Annotated in this window: 13 protein-coding genes; 11 read left to right on the forward strand and 2 right to left on the reverse strand. The window is 47.2% G+C overall.

Annotated features, from left to right (window positions below; genetic code table 11):
- The first annotated feature begins 618 nt into the window (after positions 1 to 618).
- From IJ369_RS09365 to IJ369_RS09415, 11 genes are all read left to right on the forward strand, one after another.
- Complete coding sequence (locus tag IJ369_RS09365; protein ID WP_290718429.1) at positions 619 to 2,034, forward strand: FAD-binding oxidoreductase; 1,416 nt, start codon at positions 619 to 621, stop codon at positions 2,032 to 2,034.
- Between the two features lie 24 nt (positions 2,035 to 2,058).
- Entirely contained in the window at positions 2,059 to 3,120 is a 1,062-nt protein-coding gene (locus IJ369_RS09370; RefSeq protein WP_290718431.1) for a (Fe-S)-binding protein, read from the forward strand.
- 53 nt (positions 3,121 to 3,173) lie between these two features.
- Entirely contained in the window at positions 3,174 to 4,214 is a 1,041-nt protein-coding gene (locus tag IJ369_RS09375) for a TRAP transporter substrate-binding protein (RefSeq protein WP_290718433.1), read from the forward strand.
- A 125-nt stretch (positions 4,215 to 4,339) separates the two neighbouring features.
- Entirely contained in the window at positions 4,340 to 4,837 is a 498-nt protein-coding gene (locus IJ369_RS09380; RefSeq protein ID WP_290718435.1) for a TRAP transporter small permease, read from the forward strand.
- On the forward strand, positions 4,834 to 6,117 hold the full coding sequence (locus tag IJ369_RS09385) for a TRAP transporter large permease (RefSeq protein ID WP_290718437.1): 1,284 nt from the start codon (positions 4,834 to 4,836) through the stop codon (positions 6,115 to 6,117). The genes IJ369_RS09380 and IJ369_RS09385 overlap by 4 nt, the downstream gene beginning before the upstream one ends.
- Before the next feature lie 53 nt (positions 6,118 to 6,170).
- Complete coding sequence (locus IJ369_RS09390; RefSeq protein ID WP_290718439.1) at positions 6,171 to 7,490, forward strand: aspartate aminotransferase family protein; 1,320 nt, start codon at positions 6,171 to 6,173, stop codon at positions 7,488 to 7,490.
- A 38-nt stretch (positions 7,491 to 7,528) separates the two neighbouring features.
- On the forward strand, positions 7,529 to 8,953 hold the full coding sequence (locus IJ369_RS09395; RefSeq protein WP_290718441.1) for an aspartate aminotransferase family protein: 1,425 nt from the start codon (positions 7,529 to 7,531) through the stop codon (positions 8,951 to 8,953).
- Positions 8,954 to 9,040: 87 nt separating this feature from the next.
- Positions 9,041 to 10,555: a xylulokinase gene (locus tag IJ369_RS09400; RefSeq protein WP_290718443.1), complete on the forward strand. Its 1,515-nt coding sequence runs from the start codon at positions 9,041 to 9,043 to the stop codon at positions 10,553 to 10,555.
- A complete protein-coding gene (locus IJ369_RS09405) occupies positions 10,552 to 11,355 on the forward strand; it encodes an electron transfer flavoprotein subunit beta/FixA family protein (RefSeq protein ID WP_290718445.1) in 804 nt (267 codons plus the stop codon). The genes IJ369_RS09400 and IJ369_RS09405 overlap by 4 nt, the downstream gene beginning before the upstream one ends.
- Positions 11,352 to 12,320, forward strand: a complete 969-nt coding sequence (locus IJ369_RS09410; RefSeq protein ID WP_290718447.1) for an electron transfer flavoprotein subunit alpha/FixB family protein — start codon at positions 11,352 to 11,354, stop codon at positions 12,318 to 12,320. Before IJ369_RS09405 ends, IJ369_RS09410 begins: the two co-directional genes overlap by 4 nt.
- Positions 12,321 to 12,428: 108 nt before the next feature.
- Positions 12,429 to 13,283, forward strand: a complete 855-nt coding sequence (locus IJ369_RS09415) for a MurR/RpiR family transcriptional regulator (RefSeq protein WP_290718448.1) — start codon at positions 12,429 to 12,431, stop codon at positions 13,281 to 13,283.
- A gap of 55 nt (positions 13,284 to 13,338) precedes the next feature.
- Here the strand turns inward: IJ369_RS09415 and IJ369_RS09420 are convergent, their stop codons facing one another.
- The gene (locus IJ369_RS09420; protein WP_290718450.1) at positions 13,339 to 14,622 is read right to left on the reverse strand and encodes a dicarboxylate/amino acid:cation symporter; all 1,284 of its coding nucleotides are present in this window, start codon (positions 14,620 to 14,622) and stop codon (positions 13,339 to 13,341) included.
- A gap of 1 nt (position 14,623) precedes the next feature.
- Positions 14,624 to 15,463 (reverse strand): dTDP-4-dehydrorhamnose reductase, encoded by an 840-nt coding sequence (rfbD, locus tag IJ369_RS09425; RefSeq protein WP_290718452.1) that lies wholly within the window; start codon positions 15,461 to 15,463, stop codon positions 14,624 to 14,626.
- Positions 15,464 to 15,839: the final 376 nt, after the last annotated feature.

Consider the following 15,839-nt stretch of genomic DNA (forward strand, 5'->3'; position numbering starts at 1 on the left):
ATCAAAAATTTAATGCTAAAAATAAAAGTGCCCTTGCAAATCTGCAAGGGCTTTTGTTTCCGTAGAGTATAGCCTAATTCTGGCAATGGTCGATCAGAAACGAATTGCCTTTTCCCTGCCGCAGCATTGTCGTATCTGCGGTCGGAGGAGCAATATGTTCTTATAGATATGATGCAGGCGGAGGTGGTACAGCAGAGATTACAACAGTTGAATATTTTACATATCAAGTATGTGATGGATTCCCTGCGAAAGAATACCAGCGAGGTGAACTGCAAGCATAGCATATTGCATGCAGGTGCCTCTTGTTGGGGGGAGCCATAAGACCCCAAAGAATTTGATCTGCACTATTAGTGAAATTTTATTTCACATATGGTGAGAGGGTTCGGGGCGAAAGCGGGGTGGTCTTTATAGATATACGAGAAAATGATTTCCTGAAAAGGCTTGATTTATTTGGGTTTCTGGGTGGGACGCAAAATGATGGAATTAAAATATATACAAAATGTAGAGATGTAGTTTGTTAAAGATTGTGTATTGAAACTTTATTTCATGCATGGTATATTTATTTCATAATAAGCAAGCAAAGAATGAATTATAATTTCATTTGGAAAGGAGAGTACTATGAATGACTTTATGTTTAACATGATTCGGTCAGAGCTGGAAGATGTTGTCGGCAGAGACAATGTCTCTGTGACAGAAAGTGACAAGATCAGCCACAGTGTTGACTACTTCTGGCTTTCCAGACTCTGGGAAGACCGCGGCAGAATGATGCCTCTGGCAGATTTCATCGTATATCCCGGCAGTGATGAAGAAGTGGCGAAGATCCTGGTGATCGCTAACTACTATAAAATTCCTGTGTTCCCTTGGGGCGGCGGTGCGGGTTCTCAGGGCGGTGCCCTGGCAGTCAAAGGGGGTATTCTGCTGGATATGAAGCGCATGAACAATGTCATCGAATTAGACGAAAAATCCATGTGCGTTACAGCGGAAGCGGGCATCAACTTTGCACAGCTGGAATGGTATGTGAATGAAAAGGGGTATTCCCTGATGCATTATCCCAGTTCCCTGACTTGCAGTACCTTGGGTGGTTTCCTGGCCCATAACGGCATTGGCGTTCTTTCTACCAAATATGGCAAAATTGATGACCAGTGTATGCATATCGAAATGGCGGTACCCAGCGGAAAGATTTTGAAATCCACACCCGTACCCAAACATTCCTCCGGCCCCAGCATCCTGCATATGTTCCTTGGTTCCGAAGGTACACTGGGGGTTATCACAAAGGCGACGATGAAGATCTTCAAAAAGCCTGAGGTCAGAAAATTCAGAGCCTTCCTGTTCAAGGATGTACCTACAGGCCTGGCTTTCGGCAGAGACCTGCTGCAGGAATTCAAGCCTTCCATCATGCGTCTGTATAATGAAGAAGAAACAAAATCTATCATTAAAAACATCCTTGGCGTAGAAAAAGAAGGCGCATTCATGAATATCGCCATCGAAGGCAATGGGGACATCGTTGAGATCGAAGAACGTATCGCCCTGAAAATGTGTGAGGAAAGAGGCGGCATGGACCTTGGCTCTGACTACGGCGAAAAATGGTGGGACAGCAGAGTAACATTCTTCTACCCCGACCATGCGTTAGATCTGCCTAAGATGTTCGGCACACTGGATACCATTTCTACTTATTCCAATATGGAAAACATCTACTGGGCTTTGAAAAAGACCATGGAACAGTTCGAAGGTGTTCGTTTTATCGCTCATTTCTCCCACTGGTACGAATGGGGCGTAATGATCTATGACAGATTCATCATCGAAAATCCTCCTGAAGATCCCGAAGAAGCTATGCGACTGCATAATGAGATCTGGAATGCCGGTATCCGCGCAATTCTGGACAATGGCGGTGTAGTCAATGACCATCATGGCGTCGGCATGAAGCTGGGCAGACTGATGAAAGAACAGTATAAAGAAAATATGGTTGTTTTTGAGGCGTTGAAGAAAGAACTCGACCCCAACGGCATTATGAATCCATATAAACTTGGCTTGTAAAAAATAGAGGAGGAGGGAGAAAGAATGTTATCGGGAAAAGCATTGAATACGATCAAGGCATGTCGTTTTTGCTGGATGTGCAGACATCTTTGCCCTGTTGGTCTGGTGACGGGCAAAGAATCCAACACACCCAGAGCAAAAGCGCTCCTGTTGGATATGGAACAAAAAGGAACTACAGAAATGCAGGTATACGCAGAGGACATGTTCCAATGCTGCTTATGCGCATCCTGTGCAACAAATTGTGAAACAGGCTATGAACCTCCCGTTTTTATCAGAGAAGCGAGAAGAAATATCGTAGCCAGCGGGCTGGCACCTGCATCCGTGATGGCTGCTATCGACAGCCTGATGAAAAAAGGGACAGAAGAACAGAAGCCTGCGGCGGAAAAGGCAGATGTTCTGGTATATATCGGGGCCCATGGCACAGCTGCTGCAAAGGAAATGGCAGAAGCCTTTGGCTCTGTTCTGACCAAAGCTGGTGTACCATATATGACGTTGGCAGAAGAGCCTGCCGATGGCAACGAGCTGTATGACCTGATGGGGGAAACAGCTGAAGGGAAGCAGATGGCGAAGAAATGTGCAGATGCCATCAACGGCAGCGGTGCAAAGAAGGTAGTGGTACTGAATCCTTCTGCAGCAAGAATGTTCAAGCAGGAATACCCCGCATGGGGCCTGGAGCTTTCCGCAGAAGTGGTAACAGCCACAGCCTTTGCGGCAGGGTTGCTGCAGGAAGGTAAACTGAAGATGAAACAAGCGGAAGGTGTTGTGACCTACCACGACCCCTGCCGCCTTGCAAGAGATCTGGAGGAAACGGAACCTGCCCGCCAGCTGATCCGTGCAATGGGTTATGAACTGAAGGAAATGATCCAGAGCAAAAAGACGACAAAATGCTGCGGCGGTCTCGCGTTGGAAGCACACTCTCCCAAATTGGCACAGCTGACAGCATCCGGAAGAATTTCTGATGCAGACCGCATCGATGTTCCCGTGATGCTTACAGCGTGTCCGGGTTGCAGATCTGTGCTGCGGAAAGGTGAAGGGAAAGCAGAGGTGAAGGATCTTTTCGTATTGCTGAATGAAAACACATTGTAAGAAACGTGTTATAATTGGGACGTCTACAAAAAGAAAATCAAGGAGGGACTACTATGAAGAAATTTTTTAGAATGGCAGTTAGCTTGACAAGGGTAGCGGCAATGGCTCTGACAGCAGGTTGTTCAAGAGGCGGTGCAAGTGATTCCGCAGCAGCAGATGGCGAAACCATCGAATTGAAACTGGCCCACATCTACTCCACAAATTCCAACGAAGACAAATACTTCAATGAATTCAAAAACAGAGTAGAAGAAGAAACAGGCGGCGCTGTTAAAATTACAATTTTCCCTAACAGCCAGCTGGGTTCTGAAGCAGAAACCATGCAGCAGGCGGTAATGGGTACGGTAGATATGGCCTTTGGCGAAGGTTCCTCCTGGGCAAATGCGGTAAATAAACCCGAGCTGGGCGTATTCGGTCTGCCCTATCTGTGTTCCGATCTGGATGGGCAGGCAGCTATCATGCGCGATGTCGTTCTGCAGGAAGGTACAGATATGATGGTTCCCACAGGCGTTCGTCCTTTGTTCTCCTTCTCCGGTTCTATCAGACATGCGATCCTGGCAACAGAACCCATCTATACACTGGATGACTGTAAGGGTGTAAAAATGAGAGTTCCCGAAGTTTCCCTGTTTGTTGATACATGGAAAAACCTGGGTGCAAACCCCACAACAACACCTTGGAGTGATGTTTACACAGCAATTTCTCAGGGCGTAGTTGACGGCGCAGAAGTTGACGCATGTACGATCGTTGACTCCAACCTGCAGGAAGTAACAAAATATTACTCTAAAACTGGTCACATCAGCACGATCAACATTGTAGCGATCAATGAAGCAAAATGGCAGTCTATCCCTGCAGAATATCAGGAAATCATTCTGGCAGTAGGTGCTGAAGTACAGGAAGAACAGGTGGAAGCAAGAAAAGTTGCCGATGCAGAAGCAGTGAAGATCATGGAAGACGCAGGCGTAGTTGTAAATGAACTGGATGCAGGCGAATATGAAAAAATGGCAGCTGCACAGCAGCCCATGTATGATCAGTATGCATCTGAATACGGTTTGGGCGATCTGATCGCAAAACTGCAGGAAGTTGGCGCAGCTAAATAAGTAAAACGATAAATCATATAACTTGAAGTTCCTGTCACATAGGTAATACACGGGGCGTCATTGGGTTCCATATAATTCCCCTGTGGCGCCCTGTATTCACATCCTGACAGAGGAGGAGTTTTAGAATGGCTTTATGGAAAAAATTTGATAAGATCCTGACAAATGTCCAGACGTATGTTTGTGCGGTCTTATTTATGGTCATTATTGTCATCGGCGCAATTAACGTGTTTTGCAGATATGTGCTGAATGACTCTATCACGTGGGCAGAAGAGGCTATGCGGTTCATTTGCATCTGGCTGGTGTTTATCGGTTCCTCTTTGACCATTCGTATTGATGGACATATATCCATCGATATTTTACAAAGTATTTTGAAAAATACAAAGGTTAAATTTGTATTGTACGTGATCACAAGAATCGTGGCGGCATCTTTCCTGGTGGTGCTGCTGCCAGCATCCATTCAGCTGGTACAGAATATGAGTAATTCCTATTCTTCAGCAGTTGGTATTTCTTATTCTGTTGTTTATTTATCATTCCCTATTGGCGCTGTATCGATGCTGCTGTCTTTCCTGAGCGCAGTCCCGAAGCATGCAAAAGAGATTAAAGATGGAGGTGAAGCAAAATGATTCCTATTGTAGTAGTTTCTTTGATTGTTATGATCATTCTGGGGGTTCCTATTTGCTTCGCAATTGGTCTTTCCGGTTTTCTGGGTATCTATTTTGGCAGTACGTTGGATCTGTATATTGTTGTACAGAGATTTATCAGTGGTATCAACTCTTTCTCTCTGATGGCGGTTCCTCTGTTCATTCTGGGCGGTGCCATTATGGATAAGGCCGGTATCTCCAAACGTATCGTAGGGTTTGCAGCAGCGCTGTTTTCCTGGCTGCGCGGCGGTCTGAGTATCTGCTGTGTTGCAGCGAATATGATTTTTGCCGGTATTTCCGGCTCCGGTGCGGCGGCGGTAAGTGCCATTGGTGGTATTACAGCCCCTGCCATGAAGGAAAAGGGTTATAAACCCGGCTTTGTAGCAGCTTTGATCGGTGGCGCAGGCTCCCTTGGCCCTGTTATCCCTCCCAGCGTTGATATGATCGTTTTTGCATCCATCACGGGTCTGTCTGTCGGCAGAATGTTCATGGGTGGTATCCTGCCCGGTTTTGTAATCGGTCTTTGCCTGATGATCTTCTGTTATATCTACGCAAGAGTAAATAACATTGATTATGGCGGTAAATTTGAGCCGAAAAAAGCAGTCATTGCACTGAAAGAATCCATCTGGGCACTGATCATGCCTTTCATCGTTATCGGTGGTGTTATCTGTGGTATCTTTACAGCAACAGAAGCTGGTGTTGTTGCTTGTATCTATGGTTTGATCGTTGGTGCATTTATCTATAAAGAATTGAAATGGAAAGATATTATCCCTCTGTTTAAACAGGCAACAGAAAATACTTGTCAGGTTATGATGATTATTGGTGCATCCACTATTTATGGCTATATCTTCTCTCTGGCAAATGTAGGCGATATTATCTGTAACTTCATCCTGTCTCTGACAAGCAGTACAACGATGATCATGCTTCTGACTGCTGGATTCATGGTTTTCATCGGCTGCTTTATGGAAAGCCTGGCAGCAATGCCTATTATTCTGCCTATCGTATATCCTCTGCTGCAGAGCATGGGTGCAAACATGACACAGTTTGGCGTAATGTTCTGTCTGTGTACAGTATTGGGTGGTCTGACACCTCCCGTAGGTATTTATTTGTTCTTGTCCATGTCTATTGCGAAAGCGAGGATTCAGGAGGTCGTTCCATATCTGTTGGTCGTTGTAGGCATCATTCTTGCAGTTATCATTACGGCAGCATTTGTTCCCGGATTGACGTCCTTCCTGCCGAATTTGATCATGGGACCTGCATAATAAAAAAAGAAAATAATTTGTTTTGGAGATAAAGAAAGTAGAGGTGTAATACTATGGGATTACAGAAAGATATGTATGTTGAAGCGCAAAAGTATATGGTAGGTGGCGGCTCTGCCGGCGGTCGTTTCAATGCCACTTTGGGTCAGCCTTTGTATATGAGCAGATGTGAAGGTGCATACCTTTACGATGCGGAAGGCAAAAGATATATTGATTTCCATTCCTCCGCAGGCCCTGCGCTGTTCGGCTACAAACATCCCAGAATTGAAAAAGCTGTTTTGGCGGCTATCGAAAAAGGTTTCTACTGGGGCTATGATTCTCAGGAAACAATCGAACTGGCAAAAGAACTGTGCAAACTGATTCCCAGTGCAGAAAGAGTACGTCTGGTCAATACTGGTACAGAGGTAACATTATCTGCGCTGCGCCTGGCAAGAGCTTATACAGGCAGAGAGATTGTCATTCGCTTTGAAGGTCATTTCCATGGCATGCATGAAATGATCTGGTACAACCACAACAACGAAGGCAAAATGGATGAGATCGGCGAAATCGAAAATATCCCCGATGGTGCAGGCTTCCCTGAATGCTTCGGCAACGTGGTGAAAAATGTGGAATTCAACGACTACGAAGCACTGGAAAGAGTCGTAAACCGTTATAAGGATCAGGTGGCAGCCATTATTATGGAACCCATTTCTTATAACTGCGGCTGCTATCCCGCAAGAAAAGAATATCTGGAAAAGGTACGTGAACTTTGTACAAGAGAAGGTATCGTTCTGATTTTCGATGAAGTTATCTGTGGGTACCGTATGCGCCCTGGCAGTGCCCAGGCGTATTACGGCGTAACACCTGATTTGACTACACTGGCAAAAGCCATCGGCGGCGGTCTGCCTATTGCGGCTCTGGTTGGTAAGAAGGAAATCATGGAAATGGGCGGCCCTACAGGCCCTGCTGGTGTCAGCGGTACATATTCCGGGGCGCTGATGCCCGTTATGGCGGCTCTGGAATGTGCAAAAATGATCCAGGAACCCGAATTTTATGACCATATCGAAAAAATCGGCAACGCCCTGTATGGCGGCATCGAAGCGCTGATGAAAAAACATGGCATCAAAGGTCATGTAAGAGGCGTGGGGGCTCGATTTGGTATCTACTTTGGCGTGGAAGACCCTGAGGATGACTATAACTGGAGAACCGTAAAACAGAAATTCGATATGGAATTCAACAATAAATTCCTGACAGAATGCTTGAAGGAAGGTATCTATTTCCATAACTATGGCACAAGCCCTGTGCCTGCCCACAATGGCTTCGGCATCCAGCATACCATGGAAGATATCGAATATACACTGGAAAAGATCGATCAGATCTTTGCAAGAATTAAATAAAACTATTGGGGACTAGAAATCAGGAGGAGGCATTTTTTATGAACGGACAAGGTTTTGAAATTGAAGCAAGAGAAGTAAAACCCATTAAAACAAAGTACAGAACGATCTGCACACCCATTCCTGTGCCCGAATCTTTCCCTCTGATTGAGGAAATGCAGAAATATGAACCCCGTTCTATGGCGGGTCAGCCTCTGATCGTATGGGATCATACAGAAGACGGCTATATCATCTGTGACCCTTACGGCAACAGATATCTGGACTTTTCTTCCGCAGTTATGATCACAAACTCTGGTCATGCAAATCCCAAACTGCAGGAAGCCATCAAAAATGTGATCGATAAACCCCTGCTGGCATCCTATGCATTCCCTACAGCAGAACGTGTGGCAGCAGCGAAGGAACTGGTAAGCGTTTGCCCTATTCCCGATGCGAAAGCATTCATGCTCTCCGCCGGTACAGAAGCAGTAGAATGTGCATTCAAGCTGGCAAGAACTTACGGCAAAATGAAGGGCGGCCCTGATAAAAAGGTCATCGTTTCCTATGAAAGTGCCTTCCACGGTAGAACACTGGCATCCCAGCTGGTAGGCGGTACACCCAGCCTGAAGGACTGGATCGGCAATCTGGATAAAGATGTATTCCAGGCTCCCTGGCCCAATGGCTATGAACACGAATGGGCAGATGAATCCCGTCCCGATTTCGATGAAGACAAAATGTTCCAGACACTGCTGGATACCATCACAAGCCATGGCGTAGAATTCAAAAACGTTGCAGGTATCCTGATCGAATCCTACAATGGCATTCAGTGTTATCCTATGCCTAAGAGCTACGCAAAGAAACTGCGTGAATTCTGCGATAAATATGATATCGTACTGATCATGGATGAAATCCAGACGGGCTTCTGCCGTACAGGTAAATGGTTCGCCTTCCAGCACTATGATATCCTGCCCGATATCTTTACAGCGGCAAAAGGTCTGAGCGGTGCGCTGCCTATGTCCTGCGTGTATGCTCGCAAGGAAATCATGGATCTGTATGCACCCAATACAATGACATCCACACATTCCGGCAGCCCTGTGGCAGCTGCATGTACAGTAGCAAATATCCAGTTCATGAAAGAAAATAAACTGGACGAAGTGGCTGCGAAGAAAGAAGAAATCATGCGTAAACACCTGACAGCCCTGAAGGAAAGATTCCCCAATAGAATCGCTTACGTAGGCGGTCTGGGTATGGCTTGGGCTTGCACTTTCGCAAATCCTAAAACTAAGAAAGGTCAGCCTGACTTTGCAACAGAAGTAACAAAGAAATGTATGGAAAAAGGTCTGGTATTCTACGCAGCAGTAGGTGCAGGTATCACAATGAAACTGACACCTCCTCTGATCATTCCTGATGAAGCACTGGAAGAAGCAATGGAAGCATATGCAGAAGCAGTGGCAGAAGCTGATGCGGAACTGCCCGCATACGAAGATTGATCGAAAATTTATTTTAATTTTTGAGAGAGTTTTGTTTGAATAAAAAGTAACATTGGAAAGAACGAAAAAGGCAGGAGAGGAATACTCATGAAATATTTGATTGGTGTAGATTTTGGCGGCGGCTCATCCAAAGCGACCCTCCTTCGCGAGGATGGTTTTATCGTTGCAACAGCGACAAAAGAATACCCTACATTTTATCCCAACAACGGCTGGGCGGAACAGAAACCGGAGGATTCCTATCAGGCCTTTGTGGCAAATGTGCGGGCTGTCATGGCGAAAGCCATGGTGGCCCCTGAAGATATCGCCGCTATTTGCTTGGATGCGGCGACCCACACAGCAGTTCTGTTGGATGAGGAAGACAAGGTCATTCGGGATTCTATCTATTGGACGGATTCCCGCAGCCAGAAGGAAGTAGCCTTCTTAAAAGAGAGTTTTGAAGATAAAATTTATGCGTACTCCCATAACATACCCAACGAAATGTGGACCCTTCCTCATCTGATGTGGCTGCGGGAACATGAAAAAGAAAACTTTGATCGTATTCATAAGATCATGTTTGTAAAAGACTATGTGCGTTATCGCCTGACCGGCGATTTCGTCACAGATAACGTGGAAGCCATGGGCTCCATGTTCATGGATGTGCCTAACAATTGCTGGTCTGAAGAGCTTTGCGCCATGGCTGGCATCAAAAAGGAAATGCTGCCCAAGATCGTTGATCCACAGACGATTTTGAGCCCTATCTGTGAGCAGGCCTGCAAGGAAACGGGACTTTCCCCCAATACGAAGGTCATCGCAGGCTCTACGGATACGGTCATGGAGGTCTACGCAAACGGCGCCATCCATCAGGGGCAAATGACTGTAAAGCTGGCAACAGCGGGGCGTATCTGCCCGATTACAGACCATGCGCTGTCCAATAAACGACTGGTGAATTATCAGCATATTATCCCCGGTTTATGGTATCCCGGCACAGGCACGAAATCCTGCGCGGCATCCTACCGCTGGTATCGTGATATCCTGGGCAAGGGAGAAATGTTGGAAAGCGAAGCGCAGGGCATTGATGCCTATGAATGGATGAACAGGGAAGCAGAAAAGATCGCCCCTCTGAGCGATAATCTGTACTTCCATCCCTATCTGCAGGGGGAACTGACACCTTATTTCGATGCAAGCCTTCGAGGCAGCTTCACAGGTATCCGTTCCTACCATACAAAGGGTCACTTCACAAGAGCCCTGCTGGAAGGCGTTGCCTATTCCCTGAAGGATTGTTATCAGGTCATCCAGGCGGAAAATCTGGATATCCATCAGGCCATCGTTATTGGCGGCGGCGCAAAGGGCACCCTTTGGAGACAGATCGTCAGCGATGTGCTGGGTATTGAAATGATGAAAACGAAAAATAATGATTCTTCCTTGGGCTCTGCCATGCTGGCAGGGGTGGCGGCGGGCGTATTTGGTTCCTTTGAGGAGAGCGTTGCCAAGTGCGTGGAAACAGAAGCCTATATCAAGCCCGATATGGAAAATCATAAGAAATATGAAAAAGGCTTCCGGAGATATAAAAAAATCCATGATGCTCTGGCGGATATTTATAAAGAAATGGAGGGAGATGTATGAGGATGCTGCGTATGGCGGTCTGTATGAAACAGGTTCCCGGTGATATCGGGAAAAGTCTGTCTGCCGATGGCCGCATTCGCCGCGATGCCCCCTCTTCCATCATCAATCCTGCCGATGTGTTTTCTCTGGAAACTGCATTGACCCTGAAAGAACAGCATACAGGACAAGTGGATATATTCACGATGGGAACAGAAGCAGCCCGAAGCCTCTTGAAAGAGGCCGCTACCCTGGGCGCAGATGGGCTGTTTCTGGTTTCCGATCGGGACTTTGCCGGAGCGGACACCTACGCTACGGCTTTTGTTCTTGCTGCGGCTCTGCGGAAAACAGCGGCTTATGATCTGATTTTTTGCGGCAGACGCACCCTGGATGGGGAAACAGGACAGGTCTCTATCCAGATTGCGGAAATGCTGGGCATTCCTGTAGTGACCAACGTGATACAGCTGGAATTGACGAGGGAAAAGGTGATTTGTCGCAGGCTGCTGGAAGACGGGGAAGAAACCGTGGAAGCTGCCATACCTGCCCTAATCAGCGTGATGGAAGGCATCGAAGGCATCGACCATCCCAGACTGCCGTCTATTTTCGGGCTGCGAAACGGAGGTTGCAGAGCCATTATTACGCTGAATCGGGAAATATTGGGGCTGGCAAAGGAACAGGTAGGCAGCGGGGGCTCCTTTACGGAAGTGAACCGTTCCTTTTTCCCGGAATGGAAGAGAAACTGCGCCCTTTGTGAAATAGAGGAAGGCGTAGCAGTGGTACAGGCGAAGTTGAAACAAATCAAAGAGGGGAGTGGGCCGAAATGATGGAAAAGAAAGGATATATCCCTGAAATTTGGGTCTACTGTGAAAATAGGGGCGAAAAGCTGACGACAGGTACAAAGGAATTATTGGGGAAGGCCCGGGAATTGGCCAGGGAATCCGGCTGCCTTGTGGCGGCGGTTCTGTTCAAAAAGGTGGGACGCGGCGCGGAGGATGCCATCGCCTGTGGTGCGGATAAGGTATATCGTTATTCCGCCTGCCGCAATGAGGTGCAGGCCCAGACCATCGCCGGGCAGATGGAAGCCGGCAGACCATGGGCGTTTCTGTTTCCTGCCACATCAGCGGGGCGCATGGTGGCGGCGCAGCTTTCTGTGCAGCTGAAAACGGGGCTGACGGCGGATTGCATCCAGCTTTCCGTGGAGGATGGCTATCTGAAACAGACCAGACCTGCCTTTGGCGGCAGCCTGATGGCTGATATCCTTTGCAGACATTCCTATCCCCAGATGGCGACGGTGCAAAAGGGGGTATTTCCTCTGCCGAAGGCAGATATCAGCCGAAAGGGTGAGATCCTCTTATGCAACGGGAATGGAGCGATTTCTCCCCTGAGGCTGCTGGCAAAAACCACGGAATTAAAGGAAGAGAAAAATCTGAATGATGCCAAGATCGTATTGGCAGGCGGGCTGGGCCTTGGCTCGAAAAAGAATTTTATCCTGCTGAAGCAGGCGGCGGAAAAGATCGGCGCTGTTCCTGCGGCATCCAGGGCTGCGGTCAATGCAGGACTGGCACCCTATGCATGGCAGGTGGGACAGTCCGGCAAGACCATCCGTCCGTCCATCTATATTGCCTGCGGCATTTCCGGCGCAGTGCAGCATCTGGCGGGTATTCAGGGGGCAGGCTGCATCGTGGCAGTGAATCCGGATAAAAAGGCGCCGATCTTTGACCATGCCGATATTGGTATCGTTGCGGATGGGGCATCCTTTTTGAGGAGGCTGCTGGAATGGGAAGAATGAAAGAAAAACAGAAGATTTTCTGATAGAAATTTTGAAAAAATACTTCATTTGGTTGTTTTTTGAAAAGAATATTGATACACTATTGTCAAATGAAGGGGCGTGAGAACGATGAAGCCAGAAAGATTGCCGACATTATTGCTTCGTATGGAAGCGATGAGGGATTCTCTTGGACAAGCGGAAAGAAAAGTAGTTGATTATATTTTGGAAAATCCGGAAAAGGTGATTTATCTTTCTGTTGCGGGTCTGGCAGAATCCAGTGGTGTCAGCGATGCAACGGTGGTTCGTGCGTGCCGGAAACTGGGGCTGAGCGGCTATCAGGATTTTAAGGTGACATTGGCCCAGGATATCGTGACCCCCATGCAGAGCATCCATGAAGAGATCTCAGAAGATGATACGGCTTCTGGTATTGTGGACAAGGTCTTTCAGGGGACGATGCAGGCATTGACCCTGACCCATGATTCTCTGGATGCAGAGGCCCTTGTAAAGGCGGCAGATGCCATCACCAATGCAAGACGGGTCGTGATTTTGGGGATGGGCAGCTCTTATTCTGTTGCAGTCGATATGCAGCATAAGCTGCTGCGCCTTGGCATAGATGCTGTGGCTTTCAATGATTCTCATATCCAGACGATTACAGCCTCTTTGCTGACAAAGGATGATGTGGTTTTTGCCATCAGCCATTCGGGCAGCTCCAAGGATATTGTGGATAATACAAAGCTGGCAAAAAGCAATGGCGCAACGACCATCTCACTGACCAGCATTGGCAGCTCTCCCTTGAGCAAGACCACGGATATCCAGCTTTATACAGCAAGTAAGGAGACCCAGTATCGTATCGTGGCGCTGAGTTCTCGTATTGCGCAGGAAGTTATCATCGATACGCTATACACTTTGATCGCGATTCGGGATAAAAAATATGTGGATGGCTTTCATAAGATCGAAAAAGCGATCCAGAGAAAAAAATATTGAGAGAAGAAGACAGCATAAAAATAAGGAGTCCATTTTGGACTCCTTTCTTTTTTGTTTAGCTGTTTTTGAAAACTTCTCTGTCCAGAGCGTTGTTCTGGTGGGCAACGATGGTGGTACAAACTGCGTCGCCTGTGATGTTAACGGCTGTACGGGACATATCCAGAATACGGTCGATACCCATGATCAGGCCGATGGCTTCTACGGGCAGGCCAACGGAATTGAATACCATTGTCAGAGTAACCAGACCTACGCTGGGTACGCCGGCAGTACCGATGGATGCCAGGGTAGCCGTACCGATAACGGTTACATAGTCGGCAGGAGTCAGCGCGATGCCGAAAGCCTGTGCAGCGAATACGACTGCCACGCCCTGCATGATGGCTGTACCATCCATATTGATGGTAGCACCCAGAGGGATGGTGAAGGAAGAAATTCTCTTGGAAACCCCCATTTTTGTTGCCAGTGTATCAATGGACATAGGGATGGTCGCATTGGATGTGGCTGTGGAGAAGGCAAAAGCCATAACGGGGAAGAAGTTTTTGATGAATTTAATGGGGTTCAGGCCGGAGAAGATCTTCAGCAGACCCAGATATACGATGAAGCACTGTACGCACAGAGCCAGCAGAACAGCGATCATGTATTTTGCCAGAGGCAGGAAAGCGGAGAAACCAATGCCTGCAAAAGTTCTGGAGATCAGGCAGAATACGCCGATGGGAGCCAGGCTCATGACCATCATCGTCATTTCCATCATAATGTCGTTGAACTGGCTGAAGAAGTTGGCTACTGTTTCGGTTTTTTCACCCAGCTTCGCCAGAATGATACCGACGATCAGGGCAAATACGATGATCTGCAGCATGGTGCCGTTTGCCAGAGCGCCGATGGGGTTATCGGGGATGATGTTCAGGAGCGTAGCGGACATGGAAGTTGCTTCCATGGTCTGTACTTCTGCGGCGCTGGAAGAAATTGCAGACATATCCAGACCAACACCGGGGTCCAGGATATTCCCCATAGTCAGGGCAACGCAGATGGCCAGAGCAGTTGTTGCCAGGTAGAAGGCCAGAGTGCGCACACCAACGGTACCCAGCTTTTTGGTATCGCCAATGGACATGCTGCCGCAAACGATGGAGCAGAATACCAGAGGCACTACCAGCATTTTCATCAGGCGGATGAAGCCCTGCCCAACGATATACAGTACACCTTCTATAAGGATGTTATCTTTGATGTGGCCGGAGGGCACTACATAATGGAGCACCATACCAAAGATTGCGCCGACGATCAAGGCAATAAAGATTTTCGTTGTCAGGCCTAATTTCTTTTTTGCTTTTGTTTCTGTGTTTTCCATATTATAATGCCTCCATATATTCTTTCAGAGATTCCTGCCATGTGGGCATTTCATATACATCAATGATGCGCAGGATGAAATTGTCCAGTACGGCATAATCGGGGCGGGCAGTGGGCACATCGGCAGCTGCAGCAGGGTTCAGCTTCAGGTCTTTTCCTGCCAGTCTTAAAATTTCCTGGGCGAATTCCATACGGCTGCATTTGCCTTTGCAGGTTGCATGGTATGTACCATATTCGTTTGTGCGGATCAGATGCAGGATGATGCGGGCCAGATCCAGGGCGCTGGTGGGAGAGCCGAACTGGTCTGTGGGGATGGAAACTTCCTTGTCTGTTTCTGCGCTTTTCAGGAGTGCGTTTACGAAGTTTCTGCCGCCTTTGCCATAGACCCAGTTGCTGCGGATAATGAAATGTTTATGGGTAAATTCCTTCACGTAGTTTTCGCCGGCTCTTTTAGAACGGCCATATACGGAAAGGGGATTGGTATCGTCAAATTCTGTATAGGGCTTTGTTCTTTTCTTGCCGTCAAAAACGTCGTCAGTGGAAAGCTGTACGATCTTTGCATTGTGTTTTCTTGCCACCAGGGACAGATTGCGGGCACCCAGCGCATTGACACGGTAAGCCAGCTCGGGGTTTTCTTCGCAAAGCTTCATATCTGTGATAGCGGCGCAGTTGATGATGACGTCGGGGCGCTGGATCTCGCCATAGCTCAGCACGTCTTCTGTATTTGTGATGTCCAGTTCGTCTTTATCGGTACACAGGACTTTCAGTTCTGTTGTATCCAGCACAGCGGCAATGGTTTTGCCTACCTGGCTTTCGGAACCGACGATCCATACTTTTAACATAGATATCCCTCCAATTTTTTTAGTTCCATAACCTTTAAAATTATACAGGAAAATACAGGAATATACAAGAGGGGATTTGATATCTTAGGGGTTTGTGTGGAAATAAAATGCATTTTTGGCTTATAAAGGGGCTTTATATTCCGGAAAGAGACAGACCGAGGCGGGACGTTTTTTTATCTCCAGGAACGGGCAATGAAAAAAATTTCACTTTTTGACTGAATATTTGTGCATTAATAGCATTGACGATGAAATATATTTCATTTATAATGCAGGCAGACAAAGCAAATAAGCTTTCATATATATTTTATTTACCCTCCCCCCTGATCCGCAGTTCAGGGGATTTTTTTTGCCCTTTTTGGTGCAAAATGATGAAAAG

Source organism: Anaerotignum sp. (assembly GCF_017483025.1).
In the GTDB taxonomy this organism is placed as follows: domain Bacteria; phylum Bacillota; class Clostridia; order Lachnospirales; family Anaerotignaceae; genus Anaerotignum_A.

What these genes read in the sequence shown, in the direction of transcription:
- IJ369_RS09365 (WP_290718429.1), top strand. Translation starts at nt 619, where the DNA reads ATGAATGACTTTATGTTTAACATGATTCGGTCAGAGCTGGAAGATGTT.
- IJ369_RS09370 (WP_290718431.1), top strand. Translation starts at nt 2,059, where the DNA reads ATGTTATCGGGAAAAGCATTGAATACGATCAAGGCATGTCGTTTTTGC.
- IJ369_RS09375 (WP_290718433.1), top strand. Translation starts at nt 3,174, where the DNA reads ATGAAGAAATTTTTTAGAATGGCAGTTAGCTTGACAAGGGTAGCGGCA.
- IJ369_RS09380 (WP_290718435.1), top strand. Translation starts at nt 4,340, where the DNA reads ATGGCTTTATGGAAAAAATTTGATAAGATCCTGACAAATGTCCAGACG.
- IJ369_RS09385 (WP_290718437.1), top strand. Translation starts at nt 4,834, where the DNA reads ATGATTCCTATTGTAGTAGTTTCTTTGATTGTTATGATCATTCTGGGG.
- IJ369_RS09390 (WP_290718439.1), top strand. Translation starts at nt 6,171, where the DNA reads ATGGGATTACAGAAAGATATGTATGTTGAAGCGCAAAAGTATATGGTA.
- IJ369_RS09395 (WP_290718441.1), top strand. Translation starts at nt 7,529, where the DNA reads ATGAACGGACAAGGTTTTGAAATTGAAGCAAGAGAAGTAAAACCCATT.
- IJ369_RS09400 (WP_290718443.1), top strand. Translation starts at nt 9,041, where the DNA reads ATGAAATATTTGATTGGTGTAGATTTTGGCGGCGGCTCATCCAAAGCG.
- IJ369_RS09405 (WP_290718445.1), top strand. Translation starts at nt 10,552, where the DNA reads ATGAGGATGCTGCGTATGGCGGTCTGTATGAAACAGGTTCCCGGTGAT.
- IJ369_RS09410 (WP_290718447.1), top strand. Translation starts at nt 11,352, where the DNA reads ATGATGGAAAAGAAAGGATATATCCCTGAAATTTGGGTCTACTGTGAA.
- IJ369_RS09415 (WP_290718448.1), top strand. Translation starts at nt 12,429, where the DNA reads ATGAAGCCAGAAAGATTGCCGACATTATTGCTTCGTATGGAAGCGATG.
- IJ369_RS09420 (WP_290718450.1), bottom strand. Translation starts at nt 14,622, where the DNA reads ATGGAAAACACAGAAACAAAAGCAAAAAAGAAATTAGGCCTGACAACG.
- rfbD (WP_290718452.1), bottom strand. Translation starts at nt 15,463, where the DNA reads ATGTTAAAAGTATGGATCGTCGGTTCCGAAAGCCAGGTAGGCAAAACC.